This is a genomic window from Sphingomonas sp. CFBP 13720 (genome assembly GCF_014842075.1).
Classification (GTDB): Bacteria; Pseudomonadota; Alphaproteobacteria; order Sphingomonadales; family Sphingomonadaceae; genus Sphingomonas.
On the sequence record NZ_JACYVA010000007.1, the window covers coordinates 20,073 to 37,603 of the forward strand.

General features: G+C 65.5%; 13 protein-coding genes. 8 read left to right on the forward strand and 5 right to left on the reverse strand.

Going from position 1 to position 17,531, the window contains the following annotated elements:
- Positions 1 to 72: 72 nt before the first annotated feature.
- The gene (locus tag IFT55_RS13715) at positions 73 to 873 is read left to right on the forward strand and encodes a kinase (protein WP_192092916.1); all 801 of its coding nucleotides are present in this window, start codon (positions 73 to 75) and stop codon (positions 871 to 873) included.
- Between the two features lie 12 nt (positions 874 to 885).
- Here the strand turns inward: IFT55_RS13715 and IFT55_RS13720 are convergent, their stop codons facing one another.
- Complete coding sequence (locus IFT55_RS13720) at positions 886 to 2,904, reverse strand: right-handed parallel beta-helix repeat-containing protein (protein ID WP_192092917.1); 2,019 nt, start codon at positions 2,902 to 2,904, stop codon at positions 886 to 888.
- 118 nt (positions 2,905 to 3,022) lie between these two features.
- Here IFT55_RS13720 and IFT55_RS13725 point away from each other — a divergent pair, with 118 nt between their 5' ends.
- Positions 3,023 to 4,648, forward strand: coding sequence for a rhamnogalacturonidase (locus IFT55_RS13725; RefSeq protein ID WP_192092918.1), 1,626 nt, complete (start codon positions 3,023 to 3,025; stop codon positions 4,646 to 4,648).
- A gap of 58 nt (positions 4,649 to 4,706) precedes the next feature.
- On the opposite strand, the gene IFT55_RS13730 is transcribed toward IFT55_RS13725, so the two are convergent.
- The 3 genes from IFT55_RS13730 to IFT55_RS13740 all read right to left on the reverse strand — a co-directional run bounded on the left by IFT55_RS13730 (position 4,707) and on the right by IFT55_RS13740 (position 10,009).
- Positions 4,707 to 7,457, reverse strand: coding sequence for a TonB-dependent receptor (locus IFT55_RS13730; protein WP_192092919.1), 2,751 nt, complete (start codon positions 7,455 to 7,457; stop codon positions 4,707 to 4,709).
- A gap of 81 nt (positions 7,458 to 7,538) precedes the next feature.
- Positions 7,539 to 8,858, reverse strand: a complete 1,320-nt coding sequence (locus IFT55_RS13735) for an MFS transporter (RefSeq protein ID WP_249403834.1) — start codon at positions 8,856 to 8,858, stop codon at positions 7,539 to 7,541.
- The gene (locus IFT55_RS13740) at positions 8,855 to 10,009 is read right to left on the reverse strand and encodes a mandelate racemase/muconate lactonizing enzyme family protein (protein WP_192092920.1); all 1,155 of its coding nucleotides are present in this window, start codon (positions 10,007 to 10,009) and stop codon (positions 8,855 to 8,857) included. The genes IFT55_RS13735 and IFT55_RS13740 overlap by 4 nt, the downstream gene beginning before the upstream one ends.
- A gap of 151 nt (positions 10,010 to 10,160) precedes the next feature.
- Between IFT55_RS13740 and IFT55_RS13745 the strand changes: the two genes are divergently transcribed.
- Genes IFT55_RS13745 through IFT55_RS13765 form a run of 5 tightly spaced genes read left to right on the forward strand, consistent with a single transcriptional unit; the run spans position 10,161 to position 13,888 of the window.
- The gene (locus IFT55_RS13745) at positions 10,161 to 10,901 is read left to right on the forward strand and encodes a FadR/GntR family transcriptional regulator (RefSeq protein ID WP_192092921.1); all 741 of its coding nucleotides are present in this window, start codon (positions 10,161 to 10,163) and stop codon (positions 10,899 to 10,901) included.
- Positions 10,902 to 10,909: 8 nt separating this feature from the next.
- A complete protein-coding gene (locus IFT55_RS13750) occupies positions 10,910 to 11,737 on the forward strand; it encodes an amidohydrolase family protein (RefSeq protein ID WP_192092922.1) in 828 nt (275 codons plus the stop codon).
- Between the two features lie 45 nt (positions 11,738 to 11,782).
- Positions 11,783 to 12,796: an aldo/keto reductase gene (locus IFT55_RS13755; RefSeq protein ID WP_192092923.1), complete on the forward strand. Its 1,014-nt coding sequence runs from the start codon at positions 11,783 to 11,785 to the stop codon at positions 12,794 to 12,796.
- A gap of 16 nt (positions 12,797 to 12,812) precedes the next feature.
- Complete coding sequence (locus IFT55_RS13760; RefSeq protein WP_192092924.1) at positions 12,813 to 13,541, forward strand: SDR family oxidoreductase; 729 nt, start codon at positions 12,813 to 12,815, stop codon at positions 13,539 to 13,541.
- The gene (locus IFT55_RS13765) at positions 13,538 to 13,888 is read left to right on the forward strand and encodes an L-rhamnose mutarotase (protein WP_192092925.1); all 351 of its coding nucleotides are present in this window, start codon (positions 13,538 to 13,540) and stop codon (positions 13,886 to 13,888) included. The genes IFT55_RS13760 and IFT55_RS13765 overlap by 4 nt, the downstream gene beginning before the upstream one ends.
- 36 nt (positions 13,889 to 13,924) lie before the next feature.
- Here the strand turns inward: IFT55_RS13765 and IFT55_RS13770 are convergent, their stop codons facing one another.
- Positions 13,925 to 16,558, reverse strand: a complete 2,634-nt coding sequence (locus IFT55_RS13770) for a glycoside hydrolase family 2 TIM barrel-domain containing protein (protein ID WP_192092926.1) — start codon at positions 16,556 to 16,558, stop codon at positions 13,925 to 13,927.
- A gap of 115 nt (positions 16,559 to 16,673) precedes the next feature.
- Here IFT55_RS13770 and IFT55_RS13775 point away from each other — a divergent pair, with 115 nt between their 5' ends.
- The gene (locus IFT55_RS13775; RefSeq protein ID WP_192092927.1) at positions 16,674 to 17,531 is read left to right on the forward strand and encodes a fumarylacetoacetate hydrolase family protein; all 858 of its coding nucleotides are present in this window, start codon (positions 16,674 to 16,676) and stop codon (positions 17,529 to 17,531) included.

The following is a 17,531-nucleotide window of genomic DNA, read 5'->3' on the forward strand; positions in this document are numbered from 1 at the left end:
CCCGCGCCATCGGCAAAACGAGCAGGGGATCGTCCGAGAATTGTACTGTTTCCTTCCTTGTACGAACCTCCGGTGATCGGGGCGACTGAACGCCTTGAAAACGCGGTTCGCGGTTGGCTCGGCGGGCGACCGCTGGTGCTGGGGCTGTGCGGTGCGCAGGGGGCCGGCAAGTCCACGGTGGCGGCAGCGCTTCGCGACCGTCTGACCGCCGACGACGTCCGGGTCGCGATCCTGTCGCTGGACGACCTGTACCTTGGCACTGCCGCCCGCGACCGACTGGCGCGCGACGTACACCCGTTGTTGCGGACGCGCGGCGTGCCTTTGACGCACGACGTGGCGCAAGGCATTGCGGTGATCGACGCGATCCGCGCAGGGCACGCCGTTGCGCTGCCGCGCTTCGACAAGGCGCGCGACGAGCCCGAGCCGGTGGAATGCTGGCCGATGGCCCCGCCGGCTATCGACTTGCTGATTTTCGAAGGCTGGTGCGTCGGTGCACGTGCGCAGTCGCCCGCCGCCCTCGTTCAACCGGTCAATGCGCTCGAACGGGAGCAGGACGCGGGCGGCGACTGGCGACGTGCGGTAAATATTGCTTTGGCGAACGAATATGCAGCACTGTTCGGACGGATCGACCGGCTGGTGTTGCTGGCCGCCCCCGGTTTCGAAGTCGTCGCACGCTGGCGCGCCGAACAGGAGGAAACGCTGCGTCGGCGGCTGGCAGCGGCGGCGCGGCCGATCGACGGGCTGATGGACGACGCCGCAATCACGCGGTTTGTCGCCCATTACGAACGGCTGACGCGCTGGATACTGGAGGAAATGCCGGACCGCGCCGATCTGGTCCTGCATCTCGACGCGATGCGCCGGCTGTCGGAATAGCGACCGGACCGATCACTTCCGCACGCCGGCGCGGTCGATTACCGCATGCGCCTCTGTCGGCCACCGGCTATCAGGCACGAGGATGTTGTCGCGTGCGGTGTTGCCGATCTCGGTCAGCCAGCGCCCGCCGGTCGCGCTGGAATTATGCCAGTTGCCGGTCGCCAGATTGTCGGTCGAGATGCGCCGCCGGAACATCTTGCCGGCGGTGTTGATGTTCAGCCACTTGCCCCGCGTCTCCACGACGTTGCCGGTCACGCTGAAATGCTTGCTGCCTTCGTCGAGATAGATCGCGATCTTGCCGCCGATGTCGAAGATGTGGTTGCCACGGACGATCGCGTTCGGGTTGGCCGACAGGTTGTAGATCGCGCCGCCATCCATGAACCATGTTTTCACGCCATGGATGCGGTTGTTTTCGACCAGCGTGTCGCGCAGCGTCGTCGGCGTGGTGTAGCGGGTGTTGTGAACGTACCCCTTCTGGTTCTCGTCATAGTTCGGATTGCCGCCGACGTCGTTATATCCCCAGCCCCAACCGACGGCGATCCCGTCATACGGCGCGTCGCTGATGTCGTTATGGGCGATGCGCGCACCGGTGATATAGGTCGTCAGGATGGCGGCATTGTCGCGATAATCCTGGCTGACGCTGGTCACGACATTGTCCTCGATCACCAGATCGCGGTTGATGAGCGCCGGGTCGCCCGGATGGTGGGCATCGACGCGCACCCCGCCCGCCATGATCGCGCTGCCCGACAGTACCGCGAAGTGGTTGCGCGACACCCGGATGCGCGCGGTCGCAAGGCCGACGCCGCTGAGATTCGCGTTAGCGTCGTTGCCGACGCCCAGCGCGACCTGACCGATTTGGGTAAAATGATTGCCCTCGAACGTCACGTCGCGCGCGGCGGCGACTTGTACGGCGGCGGGCATCTGGTGCCATTTCTGACGCATCGATTCGAACTCGACACAGCCCCAGCCACAGCGTTCCCACGCGTCCTTCGGCCGGATCGGCGACACGTCGGACAGGAACGCGCCACTCTGCTGGTTGGCATAGCCCGTCGGTTGCGACGGCCCCATCCAGCTGGTGTAGGAGAAACGCAACCCGCGGAAGCCGAGCCGCTCGACCGGTGCGGCGGGCGTCCCCGCGACCGATACCAGCGCACCCAGCCGGGGCAGGACGACCTTCAACCGCGTGATATCGTCGTCCTGCGCGATCCGCAGATAGATTTTGCCCGCCTGCGGATCGAGGAACCATTGATAGGGCTTCGAATGCCAGTCATTGGCCTTTCCGATGAACTCCAGCGCGTTGACGAGGAACAGCCGCGAGTCCGCCGGAAAGATCGGCTTGGTGATCGTGTCATAGCCCCAGCTGTTATTATCCCATGCCGGCTGCTGCATCGTCACCGTGCGACCGGCGATCGATTTTACAGGTGAGAAGCGATCGGTGAAGAAGCCCGTCGCCTCCACCTCCATCCGGTCGGGACGTGCGACCGCCGCGACATAGGCGAGGTCGGGATTGACGATATCGAACCCCGTCGCCGAGAACGCCACGTCGCTGGCCTTGATCTCTAGCCAGGGCCGCTCGGCGAGCTGATCGTCGACCCATAATTGCCGCGCGTCGAGACCCTTGGGAACGTCCGCGACCCAAATACGCCGGTCTGCGTCGTGCAGACGGAAGCCGCGCACCGTCATTCCGCCGGATAGCACGGGCTGGGCGCCGTCCGCCGCGCGCCATTCGACGCGATGCCCCGCCCGCCCGCCATCGGCCGCCGTAAAGCGGAGTGGCCGGTCCAGCGGATAGGTGCCATCGGCAAGCACGACCGTCACGTCCCCGGTGGCACTTGCCGCCCGTACCAGCGCCTGCGCGCGTTCGAGCGAGCGGACCGGACGCGTCGCGCTGCCGGTCGCGCGGTCGTTGCCGTCGGGCGCGACGTGAATCGTCGCCTGCGCCAGCGCCGCCGCGCTGGTCATCAATCCTGCCATGGTCAACACCACGCGCACGGTCGCGCGATATCGCGATCGGGGGGCACCAGCGTTCATCGTTCCTGCTCCTAGACCGCTACACGGTGTCGTCGGGCACCATGGACAGCACCGCATACAGACGTATGATGTCTTATGTATCGCGGAGTTGCAAGACGATACCCGAACGGAGAGTCCCATGGTTTCAGTATCTACGCCGGTCAGTCGCCGCTTCGCCCTGACAGGAGCCGGCGCAGTCCTTTTCGCCGCTGGCTTCACGGATCGCGCGGCGGCGGTCACCGCCGGGATGTTCGAAGACGTTCGCCGCCATGGTGCAAAGGGAAACGGGATCGCCATCGACAGCCCGGCGATCAACCGCGCGATCGACGCGGCGGCGCGGCGCGGCGGCGGGACCGTGGTGGTTCCGGCAGGGCGATATCTGTGTTTCACGTTGCGGCTGCGCGACAATATCGCGCTGGTGCTGTCGGCCGGCGCGACCATTATCGCCGCCGATCCTGCGGTGCATGGCGCGCACTATGATCCGCCCGAAAACTATATGGAGGAACAGTTTCAGGACTTCGGCATCACGCATGTCCACAACAGCCTCATTCGCGGCGACGGCGTGTCGAACGTCGCGATCCTCGGCCCCGGTATGATTCACGGGACGGGACTGGACCGCGAAGGACCGGGCGACCGCTGGCATGGCCGGGCCGGGTGGCAATCGGCAGCCGCGCTTGGCCTGTCGCCGCGCGAACTCGCGCTGCGCGATCCGGCCGAACGGGCGACGATCGGCCGTGCCAACAAGGCGATCGGGCTGATGCGATGCCGCAACGTCCGGCTCGATGGGTTCACCATCCTGCAGGGTGGGCATTTCGCGGTGATCGCGCATGGCTGCACCAACCTGCACGTCGACGGGCTGACGATCGACACCGACCGCGACGGCATCGACATCGACGCGTGCCGCGACGTCCGCATCACCAACTGCACCGTCAACGCGCCAAAGGACGACGCGATCGTCCTGAAGAGCAGTTACGCGTTGGGCAAGGCCGTGCCGTGCGAGGATGTGCTGATCGCCGGGTGCAAGACCAGCGGCTACGCGATGGGATCGTTGCTCGACGGCAGCTATCGGCAATCCGATTATCGTTCGCCGGACAAGCTGGGCGTGCTGGGACGGATCAAGCTGGGCACCGAAACCAATGGCGGGTTTCGCGGCGTGCGGATCAGCGACTGTATCTGCACCAACACGCGCGGTATCCTGATGGGGATCGTCGACGGCGGTACGCTGGAAGACGTGTCGGTATCGGGTATCGTGCTGCGCGAACCGGTCAACCATCCGCTGTTCGTCCACCACGGCGCCCGGATGCGCGCGCCACGGGGCACGCCGGTCGGTCGCGTGCGGCAAGTGCGGTTCGAGGATATCGTCGTATCCGGGGCCGATCCGCGCTTCACGACCGGGATCGAAGGGATTGCGGATGCGCCGGTCGAGGATGTCAGCTTCGACGGCATAGACATCACGACCCGGGGCGGCGGCACGCGCGAGGATGCGCAGCGGACGCCGGCCTATCGCCGCGAAACGAGCCTTGAGGTAAGCTATCTCGGCACCCTGCCCGCTGCGGGCATCTATGCACGGCACGCCCGTCGGCTGACCGTCCGCGACCTGCGGCTGCGGACCGAAGCGCCCGACCAGCGTCCGGTCGTGGCGTTGCGCAATGTCGAGGGGGCGGTGGTCGATGATATCGCATCGGCGATGCGACGCGATGGCGTGCTGGACGCGAGGGACAGCAGGAACGTTGCGATCGGCGACGTGGTTACGTTCGACGGCTGAGGAAGAAACCAGCCCGTACCCCGCCGCCGTTGCGGGGTACGGGCCGGGTCGGGCGATCCTAGAACCGCACCCGCACGCCTGCCGACACGCGGCGGCCGGTCTGGCGATATTCCTTCGTGCGGTTCTCGCTCACCGAATAGATGAACTCCTTGGCACTGTTAAGATTGATCGCGTCGGCAAACACGGTGAAGTGCGAACCGACATCGTACGACAGGCTGACGTCGAGCTGGCCATAGGCGTCGAAATATTCCGGCTCGCCGTTGCGACCCGACGCCACCTGAAGGAAGTTGTCGCGGTAGGTATAGGCGGCGCGTGCCGAAAGCCCGTATTTCTCGTAGAAACCGACGAGGCTGTAGCTGTGCTTCGACAGACCCTCCAATCCGAACGACACGTTGGCGACGGTGTTGGTATAGTTCGCGTTGGAGTCGGTGTAGTTGTAGCTGGTCTGGACGCCGAACCCGTCGAACGGCGCGGGCAGCCAGTTGTCGAACGACTGGCGGTATCCGATTTCGAAGCCCTTGACCGTCGCGCCGTTGCCATTGCCGGGCACCGTCACCTGGAACGACACCTGATCGACCACCTGCGCCGTCGTCACCAGCGTCACGAAGGATTCGATATCCTTGTAGAACACGGCGGCGTTCAGCAGCGAGCTGGGGGCGAAATACCATTCGGCGCCCAGTTCGGCCTGCTTCGCGCGGAACGGTTGCAGGTCGGGATTGCCGCGACGGATCGTCTCGTTCCCCGGATTGGTCTGGATCGTCTGGCGCGGCGACAGGTCGGACAGCGTCGGCCGAGTAATGACCTTCGACGCGGCGAAGCGCAGCAACAGGGTATCGGTCAGCGACAGGCGTGCGTTGATCGACGGCAGCCAGTCGTCATACTTGCCCCGGAAGCTGACCGGCACGACCGGCGACACGACGATCAGGTTCTGCCCCGCGCCGTTGGGCCGCGCGCTCAGCACGGTGCGCGATGCGCCGGACGACGTATAGTCCGTATTCTCGTAGCGCAGGCCCACATTGACCGCCAACGCCATGCCGCCGATCGACGTGTCGAGCGCGCCCATGACATAGCCGACCTTCACCTTCTCATCGACCACCGACGATGCCGATGGCGAGAAGACCGCCGGGTTGAAGGTCCGGCCGTCCTCTGCCGCGAACCGGTCGATCGTCTGCACCAGCTCGCGCGGGTCGTAGATCAGCCAGTCGCGGATGATGTCCCCGCCCTCGCCCTTGAAGAAGTTGCGGTCGGTCGGCTGGAACAGCGATTGCGGCAACACGCGGTTGGAGTCGCAATAGGCGCATTGTTCGGCGAACGACGTTTCGTCGGCGGTGATCGTCTTGATCCGGCTTTGTGCCAGCGCACCGACAGAGATGGTGAAGGGGCCGCCACCCGGCTTCCAGTCGATATCGGTCCGGTATTCCTCGATCTCGTCGTCGATATCGGACCCGCCGCCCCAGATGTAGTAATGCGCGGTCAGCCCCTGCGGATTGGTCGCGGCATTGGCATAGGTCGGGCTGGTGAAGCCGTATTGATAGATCGGGCTGCCGCCGCGCCGGTCGAACGACAGATCGACATTCTTGCGACGGATGGTGGTGAACAGGTTGTTCTCCTTGCCGCGACGCCGCGCGTCGGACAGCGACCCGTCGACGCGCACGCGCAGATCGTCGGTCGGCTTCCAGTCGACGTTGATGCCGAACTGATCGGTCGTGACGTCGCGGTCGTCATACTGGATGATCTGATCGACGAAGCCGCCGACATAGCGCTGGAAGACCGCTTCGCCGCCCTCGACCACTTGTTCGGCAAGGATGCCGCCCGCAAAGTCGTACGCCAGACCGGTCTGCTGCTCGACGAAGCGCGCCTTCGAATACAGGCCATCGATGGTGACGGTGAACTTGTCGCTGGGCCGCATCTGGACCGATGCGTTGACGCCCCACCGCGTCAGATCGCGTTCGAAGAAGAACGGCGACAGGTTCGACGGCATCGAGATGCGCGAGAACGGTGCGACGCCTGGGCCGATCCGGCCGCCCGCCACGCCCGCGCGGTTATAATAGGAATCGGTGCTGGACCGGCGGACATGGCCCGCGCCGATCGTGAACTCGTCGATCCGGTTTTCCTGCTCCGAATAGACGCCGGCCAGCGCCACGCCGAACGTGCCGGCATCGTTCTTCCAGCTGCCGACCGCCGAGAATTCGGGGTTATAGGTGTCCGCCAGTTCGGAATACATGCCACCGGCGGCACCCGCGAACTTAAACCCGCGCTTGCCGTCCAGCGGACGCAGCGTGCGGACGTCGACCGTCGCGCCGATCGACGCGCCGTTGATATTGGCCTGCGGCGATTTGTACACGTCGGCACCCGAGATGATTTCCGACGGCAGCACGTCGAACGAAAATTCGCGGCCATTATTGTCGGTAGCGAGCGTACGGCCGTTGACCGTGACCGCGTTGAACTTGGGTCCGAAACCGCGAACGGTGACGAAGCGCCCCTCGCCCCGGTTGCGTTCGATCGTCACGCCGGTGACGCGCTGCAACGATTCGGCGACGTTGTTGTCGGGCAGTTTGCCAAGCTCTTCGGCGACGATCGAATCGACCACGCCGACCGAGTTGCGCTTGATATCGATGGCTGCGCGTTCGGCGGCACGGATGCCGGTGACGATGATGTCGTCGGCCGACGTGGCCTGCGCATCTTCGGCGGCAGGGGCGACGGGCACCGGATCGACGGTCTGGGCGGCGGCGGCTCCGCTGAAGATCAGCGCTCCCAGCGCCGGGGTTGCCAACAGGCAAGTGCGCAAACGACGAGCCAACAACGCCATGATTATTCTCTCCCTTTTCTATTTGTTCCTTCTCACCACGAATTTCGTTTCATGTCAAAGGATGATAATACGTATTACCTATTATCGAACCGATTTGATGGGTAGCACGCATAGCGCCGATCCGAACACGAACACGATCGCGGCGGCGAAAATCACACGGTAGTCGCCACCGGTCATACCGAGCAGCGCGGCGGCCATCACCGGGCTGATGATCTGCGGAATGTTGACGGCGGTGGTCAGCACGCCGAGGTCGCGGCCTTCGTCGCCCAATGCGCTTTGCGGCAGCACCTGCGTCATCAGCGCGATGTCGATCGACATGAACATGCCGTAGCCCACGCCGATGACGGCGGCATAGATCCACATGCCGGTCATCGACGGCAGCGCCAGCGGGGCGACCATCGCGCAGCCCATGATGAGGCTGCCCAGAACGACGAACGGCTTGCGCCGCTGCATCCGGTCCGACAGCCACCCGGACAGCAGCGACGATGCCACCAGACAGACCAGCGTGACGATCGCCATGTTCGCGATCGCGATGTTCGATTCCGCGTCGCCCAGCCGGATATAGTCGCGCAGGATGTACAGCAGATACGCCGCCACCCCCTGATACCCCATGTAGATCGTGAAGCGGCTGAGGAACGCCCATGCGAAGTCGGGATGGTCGCGCGGCGATATCCAGAAGCCGCGCACGAATTCGCCCCAGCGGATCGGGCGATGCGGCACCGCCGCGCTCGACGGTTCTCGGTTCAGCAGCACGAAGGCGAGGCCGGACACCGCCACGGCAGCGGCGAACAGGCCATATGCCAGCACCGCCTGCCCCGCCAGATACCCGGCGACAACGGTCCCGGCGGTCAGCCCGGCGGTCATGCCCGCCCCGACGATCCCCGATACGTTGCCGCGGACTTCCGGCGCGAACCGGTCCGCGATCAGCGTCGTCATCGCGGGCTGCATCGAATTATAGGCAACGGCGGCCATCACCCACAGCACGATCAGCGACCAGAAACTGGTCATCAACGACACGCCGAACAGCGCCAGCGAACCGAACAGCGATCCGATCGCGATCCATGGCGCGCGGCGGCCCCAGCGGCTGCGCGTCCGATCGGACAACGCACCCGCGATCGGCGTCGCCAGCGTCGAGAAGATCGAGGTGATGGCGAACAGCAGCGCGAGGTTGTTCGCCTTGTTCCCCGCATCCAGTTCCGCGATCTGGTTCGGCAGTAGGACGCCCAGAACGCCGCTGTAGAGCGCCATCAGCAGAAAGAAATTGACCATCAGCGAGATTTGCAGCCGCCAGCGCGTACCGCCGGTGACATAGGCTGGAATCGCGGTTTCGACAGGGGCCGCACTGTCGTTCGGGACCGGGACGGGTCCCGGCACCGGCGGCACGATCGGTGCCGAGCTCAACGCACCCGCTCCCCATCCGGGACCAGCCGCAGCCCGGCTTCGCGCGGACGGCGATGCGGCCCGCCGCTGGTCATCCAACCGTTGCCCGCACGATCGCGTGCGATCCGGGCCTCGTCCACGACGATCCCCAGCCCCGGCCGGTCGCCCAGCACGATGCCGCCGTCGGCGATCTCCTGATCGATATCCAGCCCGTCGGGCCATGCCAGATCCTGCACTTCGATGCCGATCATGTTCGGCGCGGCGGCGGCGGCATGCGCGATCGGGTTGCCGTCATATCCGACCGGCGACACGGGCAGGTCGCGGACGTGCGCGGCGATCGCGACGCGCTGGAAATGGGTGACGCCCCACACGCTGCCCGTCTGCACCACATCGACAGCGTGCGCGTCGAGCAGCGGCGCGAACTGTTCCAGCCCGGTCAGATTCTCGCCGGTCGCGACCGCGCAGCGCGCGGCGCGCGATACGGCGGCCAACCCATGGACGTCCCAGCGGCGGACCGGCTCCTCGATCCACGTCAGGTCGATGCCTGCCGCCTCGATCTCCGCCAGATGCCGGATCGCCTGTTTGCAATTCCAGCTTTCGTTGACGTCCAGCATCAGCGCCGGCGCGCTGCTGTTGTCGCCCATGATCCCGTGCACCTGCTTCAGCCGGCGGATGTCGCGCTTGATATCGCGGCCGCCCTTGATCTTCGCAGCGGTGAAGCCGCGCTCGGCAAAGCGCGCGTACAATGCGGCAAAGGCATCGTCGTCCAGCCCGTGGCACAGCCCCGACGCATATCCGCGCACGAACCGGTCGGCGGCACCCAGCGTGCGCCACAACGGTTCGTCCGCCATCTTCGCCTTCAGATCCCACAGCGCCATGTCGATCGCGGCGACCGCGCCATAGGTCTGCCCGGCATGGCCGCTCTTGAACACATGCGCCAGCATGCTGTCGTACAGCGCGGGCGCGGCGCGCGGGTCCTGTCCCTCGACCGCGCCGAACACGCGGGCGATATCGCCATGCTGTCCCAGACCCACGCCTTCGAGACCGCCGTCGGTTTCGAGGATCAGGATCGGCACGTCGGTGATGCCGGATGCGACCACGCCGTTCACATCGCCGACCGGGCGTCCCCAATCATGCGAAGTGACAAGGCTGCGATAGCCGGTTACTTTCATCCACGCCTCCCCCACGTCCGCAAACTGTCCTGCGACGTGGAAACATATTATGTATTATCTTTGTCGTTGGCAAGGCGTTGACGAACGCGCGTCGACAGGCCCACGATTCCGATCCTATATCACCCCCATGCCGGAACGAGACGCGACGCCCATGACCGAAACACCGCCTGCGGAATCGCTGCGTATCCGTCGCCGACCACGTCTTGCCGAAGCAGTGGTCGAGGATCTGGTGAAGTCGATCGTCACCGAAACCTATCCGGCGGGAACCGCATTGCCGCCCGAAGGAATGCTGGGCGAGATGTACGGGGTCAGCCGCACCGTCATCCGCGAAGCGACGATGGCGCTGACCGAAAAGGGGCTGGTGGTATCGCAGCAGGGACGCGGCACGATCGTCCGCGATTCGAGCGCGTGGGGCATGCTCGACCCGATGATCCTCGCGGCGTTGTTCCAGCGCGAGGACGGGCTGGTCTATCTGGATAATCTGTCCGAAATCCGTTCGCTGCTCGAAGGGGCGATGGCCGCCAAGGCTGCGGAGCGGCGCACCCCCGCCGCCATCGCCGAACTGACCGAACAGATGGCCAAGCTGGAACGGCTGATCCCCCACCCCGCCGCCTATGTGCATGAGGACGTCGCGTTTCACGACATCGTGATGCGTATTTCGGGCGACAAGCTGAGCAAGGCGGTGATCGACGGCGTGCAGGCCGAAGCGCTGCGCAACCACGGCTATAGCGGCAAGCTGAACGTCGAGCATGTCCGCCAGACCCATGCCGCGCACGAAGCGATCTATGAAGCGATCGTTCGCGGCGATGCCGACGGGGCGTCGCAGGCGATGCGCGATCATATCGAATTGTCGTGGGCACGCCGCCGGGCCGCCCGCGAACTGCATCGCTGACCGCCGCGATGCGTATCGTTGATTCGCACGTTCATTTCTGGCGGATCGGTGGTCCGGGGCACGTCTGGCCCGACGCCGACTGGCCGCTGCTCCATCGCGATTTCCTGCCCGCCGATCTGCATGCGGAGGCGGGCGGATATGATCGCGCCGGCGCGGTGCTGGTGCAGGCGCAGCCGGACGACCGCGATACCGACTGGATGCTGACGCTCGACGATCCGGTGATACGCGCGATGGTCGGATGGGTGGAACTGTCGCATCCGGCGGCGGTGGACCGGATCGCCGACATCGCGCGCCATCCGAAGCTGCGTGGATTGCGGCCGATGCTGCAGGGGATCGCCGATACCGAATGGATGCTGCGTGCCGACCTGACCCCGGCGATCGAGACGATGGTCGCGCATGGCCTGCGGTTCGATGCGCTGATCCAGCCACGCCATTTGCCGACGCTTCACCGGTTCGCGATGCGTTGGCCGACCCTGCCGATCGTCATCGATCATGCCGCGAAGCCGCACGTGGCGCAGGGCGAACTCGATCCGTGGCGGGACGAGATCGCCGCGCTGGCGACCCTGCCCAACGTCTGGTGCAAATTGTCAGGGCTGCGTACCGAACAGGCGCCGGAACAGCCCTATGCGGCGTTGCGGCCCTATGTCGCGCATCTTCGGGCATGCTTCGGGAAGCGGCTGATGTGGGGCAGCGACTGGCCGGTGCTGCGTCAGGTCGGCGATCGCTATGCGGACTGGGTGCAGGCGACGCTCGATCTGATCGGTTCCGTGTCGTCCGACGAGCGCGATCGGCTGTTCGTCGGTGCCACCCGCGAGTTTTACGCCATTGACGTATGACGTATGATGTTATCTAGCTGACGGCAACGTCGGTTGGAGTGCGTCATGGTCGATCTCGCTACGCTCGGACGGCTCGGCTTCGGTGCCGCGTCGATCGGGAACATCTATCGTTCGATGCCCGACACCGATGCCGCCGCGACGCTGCGCGCCGCGTGGGATGCCGGAATACGCTATATCGATACCGCGCCGCATTACGGCTTCGGCCTCAGCGAAAAGCGGGTCGGTGCTGCGCTGGCCGAACTGGACCCCGGCGAAACCGCGATCATATCGACCAAGGTCGGACGGCTGCTCACGCCCGTACCTCCCGGCACCGATCTGGGTGTGATGCGGCAGGCGTTCGTGACGCCCGAGCCGTTCGAAAGCGTATTCGACTATAGCTACGACGCGGTGATGCGATCCTATGAGGCCAGCCGCGTCCGGTTGCGGCGCGACCGGATCGACATCCTCTATGTGCATGACATCGGGGCAATGGCGCATGGCGACGATCATCCGCGCCGGTTCGCCGAGTTCATGGACGGTGGCTACCGCGCGCTGCGCGAATTGCGCGACAGTGGCGCGGTCGGGGCGATCGGGCTGGGCGTCAACGAAACGCGGGTGTGCGAGGAAGTGCTGGCCGTCGGCGCGATCGACGTGGTGCTGCTGGCAGGGCGCTATACCTTGCTGGAGCAGGACGCGCTCGAAACCTTCCTGCCGCTGTGCGAGGCGCGCGACGTGAAGATCGTGCTGGGCGGTCCGTATAATTCGGGCATCCTTGCCAAGGGCGTGCGGCACGGCGGCGACGTGCATTACGACTATCAGCCCGCCCCACCCGCGATCGTCGAACGCGTCGGCGCGATCGAGGATGTCTGTATCGCGCATGGCGTGCCGCTGGCCGCCGCCGCGCTGCAACTGCCGCTGGCGCATCCGCAGGTCGTGTCGGTCATCCCCGGCATGGGCAGTCCCGCACAGGTGGCGCAGGCCGTCACGCTGATGGACCTGGCGATCCCGTCGGCGATGTGGCGCGACCTGAAGGATCGCGGCCTGATCCGTGCAGATACCCCGGTTCCCGTTTCACCCTGAACGAAAGCAATATCCGATGCGCCTAGCAGGCAAGACCGCCGTCATCACCGCCGCCGCCCAGGGCATCGGGCGCGCCGCCGCCGAACTGTTCGCGGCCGAAGGGGCACGCGTCATCGCCGCCGATATCAATGCGGACGCCCTGTCGACGCTGGAGGGATGCGAGACGGCCATACTCGACCTGCGCGACGGCGCGGCGATCGCCGCGTTCGGCGAGAAGGTCGGCGCGGTCGACATTCTGTTCAACTGCGCCGGATTCGTCCACGCAGGAACAATCCTGACCACCGACGAAGCCGATTTCGACTTCTCGTTCGATCTGAACGTCAAGTCCGCCTATCGCATGATCCGTGCGTTCCTGCCCGCGATGATCGCGCGCGGGGGAGGATCGATCGTCAACATGTCGTCGGTATCGGGATCGATCATCGCGGTGCCGAACCGCTTCGTTTATGGCGCATCGAAAGCTGCGGTCATCGGCCTGACCAAATCGGTCGCGCAGGACTTTGTGGGACAGGGCATTCGTTGCAACGCGATCTGCCCCGGCACGGTGCAGTCGCCATCGCTGGACGATCGGCTGGCCGCCACCGGCGACGCAGACAAGGCCCGCACGGAATTCGTCGCACGGCAACCGATGGGCCGGATCGGACTTGCGCGCGAGATCGCCGAACTGGCGCTGTATCTGGGCAGCGATGCGTCGTCCTACACCACCGGCACCGCAAGCGTGATCGACGGCGGGTGGACCAACGCATGACCACGCGCATCTGTCTTGCGCTCGACCTGGTCGACGATGCGCCGCTGATCGCCGAATACGAACATTGGCACCGCGTCGGCAACACCGACCCGGCTGTCACCCGGTCGATTCGTGATGCGGGGATCGAGGACATGCAGATCTGGCGGGCGGGCAACCGGCTGTTCATGATCATCGAAGCCGGCGAACGCTACAGCGGGGAAGCCAAGGCGGCCGCCGATGCGGCAAATCCTGCCGTGGTCGCGTGGGTCGAAAAAATGCTGCGGTTCCAGCAGCCGATCCCCGTCGCCGGACCGGACGGCACATGGTATCCGATGGACCGTATCTTCGCGCTGGGTGAACACGACTGACCGGGCGGGGGGCGCGGCGAGGCGCGCCCCCGCTTCTTACCGCGCCACGACGTCGATCGCCGAAACCACGGCGTCGCCGACCACCCCGGCAAAGTCCAGCGTCAGCATGCCGCCAGTCGCGGTCGCGGGCAGGTCCACCGTCGTCGCCCGCAACCCGCCACCGGCACGGGCCACCACGTCGATGCGCTGCGTCGCGCCGCCGCTGGCCACCACGGTGAACACCCGCTTGCCCGCCGCCGTCTCGGTCGGATCGAACAGGTGCAGCGTCACGCGATACCGGCCATCGGGCAGCGGCAGGGCGTAGCGGAAGGCCTTGCCCGCGCGCCAGCTCGCATAGAGGCGTGGTTCGCCCGCGCCCGCGACGACCTTGCCCGGCTTGCGCGTCTGGTCCGCCGCATAGAGTTCGCGCTGATACGGATTGAGCGTGAAGCCGAGGCCGCCATCGAAGAAATCGTCCGATCCGTAGCGCGTGCCATTGCCGAGCGTGACGCCTTCCAGCGTACCCGTGCGGACATGGATCGCACGCTGCGGTCCGGTGTAGCGCAGTGTCATCCGATCGCTCTGCCCCGCCGCCGTGGCGACCACCGCATTGTCGCCCGCGCCCAGCCGAACCTTCGGCCATACGCACACATAATCGGCACAGGCGGCACGGCCGATCGACCGTCCGTTGACGGTCAGCATCGCTTCGGGTGCATTGGCATAGGCGCGGATGTCGACCACCGGATAGGCGCGATCGACATAACGCCGCCCCGTCAGGTGCAGCACGGGCTTCGTGCTCCACGCCGCCTTGTAGAACCAGTAGGCGTCCTTTCGGACCGTGCGGTCGAACGTCACCAACCCCTTGGTATTGATGTCGGTACTGTCGCCTTCCTCGCGCAGGTCGCTGGTCGCGTCGAACATCTGCCACACCCATGTTCCCCACAGGAAATCGAGCGGCTTGAGTTCCTTCCACGACAGTTCGTGGACGACCGCCTGAATCTCCTCGGCCTGCGGGCGATAGATGCTTTCGATCTTTCCGCCATGGACGTTGTCGGTGTGCTGCGTGATCGCACCGCCCGCGCCATATTCGCCGACGCCGACCGGCAATGTCGGGTTTTCCCGATGATAGCCGCGCATCACCGCGCCCAGCTTCGAAGCGTCGGACACCCGGCCGGAGACGTACCAGCCGTAATACAGGTTGTAGGCGACCGTATCGGCGGTCCCGGCGGTGCGATCGCGTCCGTCGTCCTTCTCGCCCGGCAGCACTTCGCAGCACGCGGCGATCGTGGTTGGCCGGGACGGGTCCTCACGCTTCGCTACCACGTCGAGCGCGTTCATCAGCGGCCGGGCGTTCGATGGGGTCAGCCCCTTCGATGCCCAGTTCGTGATCTCGTTCCCGATCGACCAGACCCCGACCGAGGGATGGTTGTAATTCTGGCGGATCAGTTCGACCATCTGCGCCTCGGCACTGGCCTTCATCGCAGGCGGCGTATCGGCGACGCCGGGGATCGAGGCGAGGTTGACCAGTCCCAGTTCGGCCCACAACACCATGCCGTTGCGGTCGGCTAGGTCGTAGAACGGCGTGGCGTGATTGTAATGCGCCAGCCGAACCGAATTCGCGCCCAGTTCCTCGATCAACGCCATGTCCTGCGCATGATCGGCGGTGGTCAGTGCCCAGCCCTTCTCCTGCCGATCCTGATGACGGTTGACGCCCCGTAGCGGCAACGGCTTGCCGTTCAGCAGGAAGCCCCGGTTCGGATCGACGGCCACCGTGCGCAGGCCCAGCGGCTGTTCGACGCGATCCGACGCCCCCTGCCCGACCAACTCCACGACCATGCGGTAGAGATACGGGTCCGCAGTCCCGTTCCAGCGCCGGGGTCTGGCGATCGTCAGCATCGCCTCCCGCTCGACATTCGCCCCGGCGGCCAGCCGAAGCCGTTGTTCGTCGCGCGCGACCGTTCGTCCGTCATTGTCGAGGATGGTCGTGCGCAGCGTCATCGCGCCCGAGCGGCCATCGTTGCGCAGACGCGTCCGTACCGCCACACGCGCACTGCCATCGTCCAGTGCGGCGATGCGCCCGTACACACCGGGTCCGCCATGATCGAGCAGGTCGATATGCGCCTGTCCGGTCGTAATCAGCGACACCGGGCGGTACAGCCCGCCATACATGAAGAAGTCGCCGGAGATCGGCACGACGAATTCGGTGGGGCTGCCCGGTCCGGGTTTGGAATTGTCGACCTTTACCACCAGTATGTTCTCACCCGCGCGGATCGCGTCGGTGGCATCGATACGGAAGCGGCTGAACGCGCCTTCGTGACGGCCCAGCTTGCGACGGTTGACCCATATGTCGGCCACGATGCTGGCGGCGTCGAACTGGAGATAGACGCGCTTGCCCTTCGTCGCGGCGGGCGCAGTGAAGCGCAGCCGATACCAGCCCACCCCGCGCGTCGTGTTCGCATCCGGCCGGCGGGTGACGGCATAATTGCCGACGCGGTTCCATGTGTGCGGCACCGCCACGCGATCCCATCCGCTGTCGTCATAGGCGGTCGCGGTCGCATCGCCCGGCACCGCGCCCTGATGGAAACGCCAGCCTTCCGCCAGTTGCACCTCGGTACGTTCCGACGCGGCGGCAGGCGCCGTCACGACCATCGCCGGCACCATCATCCCGACCATGCACCACCGTTGCAGCATGCTACTCTCCACGACCATCATTTGACGTATGACGTATTATGACCTAATCGTAACGGGCTCGCCGTGGCGAGTAAACCGGCTATGATCGTCGTTCGGTCAGATGGAGAATGTCCAAGTGAAGCTGTGTCGTTACGGTAGCCCGAATGTCGAAAAACCCGGTGTCGTCGATGCAGAGGGTCGTATCCGCGACCTGTCGTCCGTCGTCGGCGACCTGTCCGGCGACGCGCTGTCCCCTGCGTCGCTGGCGCGGATCGCCGCGATCGATCCTGCGACGCTGCCGCTGGCGACCGGCGATCTGCGCTACGGACCGCCGGTTGCGGGCACGCGCAAGTTCATCGCGATCGGCCTGAACTATGCCGACCATGCCGCCGAATCCAATTTGCCGATCCCGGAAGAACCGGTCGTATTCAGCAAATGGGTCAATTGCATCCAGGGGCCGAACGACCCGGTGGTGATCCCCAAGGATTCGCTGAAGACCGATTGGGAAGTCGAGCTGGGCGTCGTCATCGGCACCGAAGCGAGCCATGTCAGCGAAGCAGACGCGCTGTCGCACGTCGCCGGCTATTGCGTCGTCAACGACGTGTCCGAACGGCATTGGCAGGTCGAACGCGGCCCGACGTGGGACAAGGGCAAGGGCTTTCCGACGTTCGGCCCGGTCGGCCCGTGGCTGGTCACGGCGGACGAAGCGGGCGATCCGCAGGCGCTGTCGATGTGGCTGTCGGTCAACGGGCGCCGGATGCAGAACGGATCGAGCGCGACAATGATCTTCACCGTGGCGCAGATCATCGCCTATCTTTCGCAATTCATGACGCTGGAACCCGGCGACATCATCACCACGGGCACGCCACCCGGCGTCGGTCTCGGCCAGAAGCCCGAGCCATGGTATCTGAAAGCCGGCGACGTCGTCACGCTGGGTATCGAACGGCTGGGCGAACAGCGGCAGGATTTCGTCGCATGGGCCGCACGGACCTGA

Excerpts from the sequence above, each read along its gene's own strand:
- IFT55_RS13720 (WP_192092917.1), bottom strand. The coding sequence starts at position 2,904 with ATGAACGCTGGTGCCCCCCGATCGCGATATCGCGCGACCGTGCGCGTG.
- IFT55_RS13725 (WP_192092918.1), top strand. The coding sequence starts at position 3,023 with ATGGTTTCAGTATCTACGCCGGTCAGTCGCCGCTTCGCCCTGACAGGA.
- IFT55_RS13730 (WP_192092919.1), bottom strand. The coding sequence starts at position 7,457 with ATGGCGTTGTTGGCTCGTCGTTTGCGCACTTGCCTGTTGGCAACCCCG.
- IFT55_RS13740 (WP_192092920.1), bottom strand. The coding sequence starts at position 10,009 with ATGAAAGTAACCGGCTATCGCAGCCTTGTCACTTCGCATGATTGGGGA.
- IFT55_RS13745 (WP_192092921.1), top strand. The coding sequence starts at position 10,161 with ATGACCGAAACACCGCCTGCGGAATCGCTGCGTATCCGTCGCCGACCA.
- IFT55_RS13750 (WP_192092922.1), top strand. The coding sequence starts at position 10,910 with ATGCGTATCGTTGATTCGCACGTTCATTTCTGGCGGATCGGTGGTCCG.
- IFT55_RS13755 (WP_192092923.1), top strand. The coding sequence starts at position 11,783 with ATGGTCGATCTCGCTACGCTCGGACGGCTCGGCTTCGGTGCCGCGTCG.
- IFT55_RS13760 (WP_192092924.1), top strand. The coding sequence starts at position 12,813 with ATGCGCCTAGCAGGCAAGACCGCCGTCATCACCGCCGCCGCCCAGGGC.
- IFT55_RS13765 (WP_192092925.1), top strand. The coding sequence starts at position 13,538 with ATGACCACGCGCATCTGTCTTGCGCTCGACCTGGTCGACGATGCGCCG.
- IFT55_RS13770 (WP_192092926.1), bottom strand. The coding sequence starts at position 16,558 with ATGCTGCAACGGTGGTGCATGGTCGGGATGATGGTGCCGGCGATGGTC.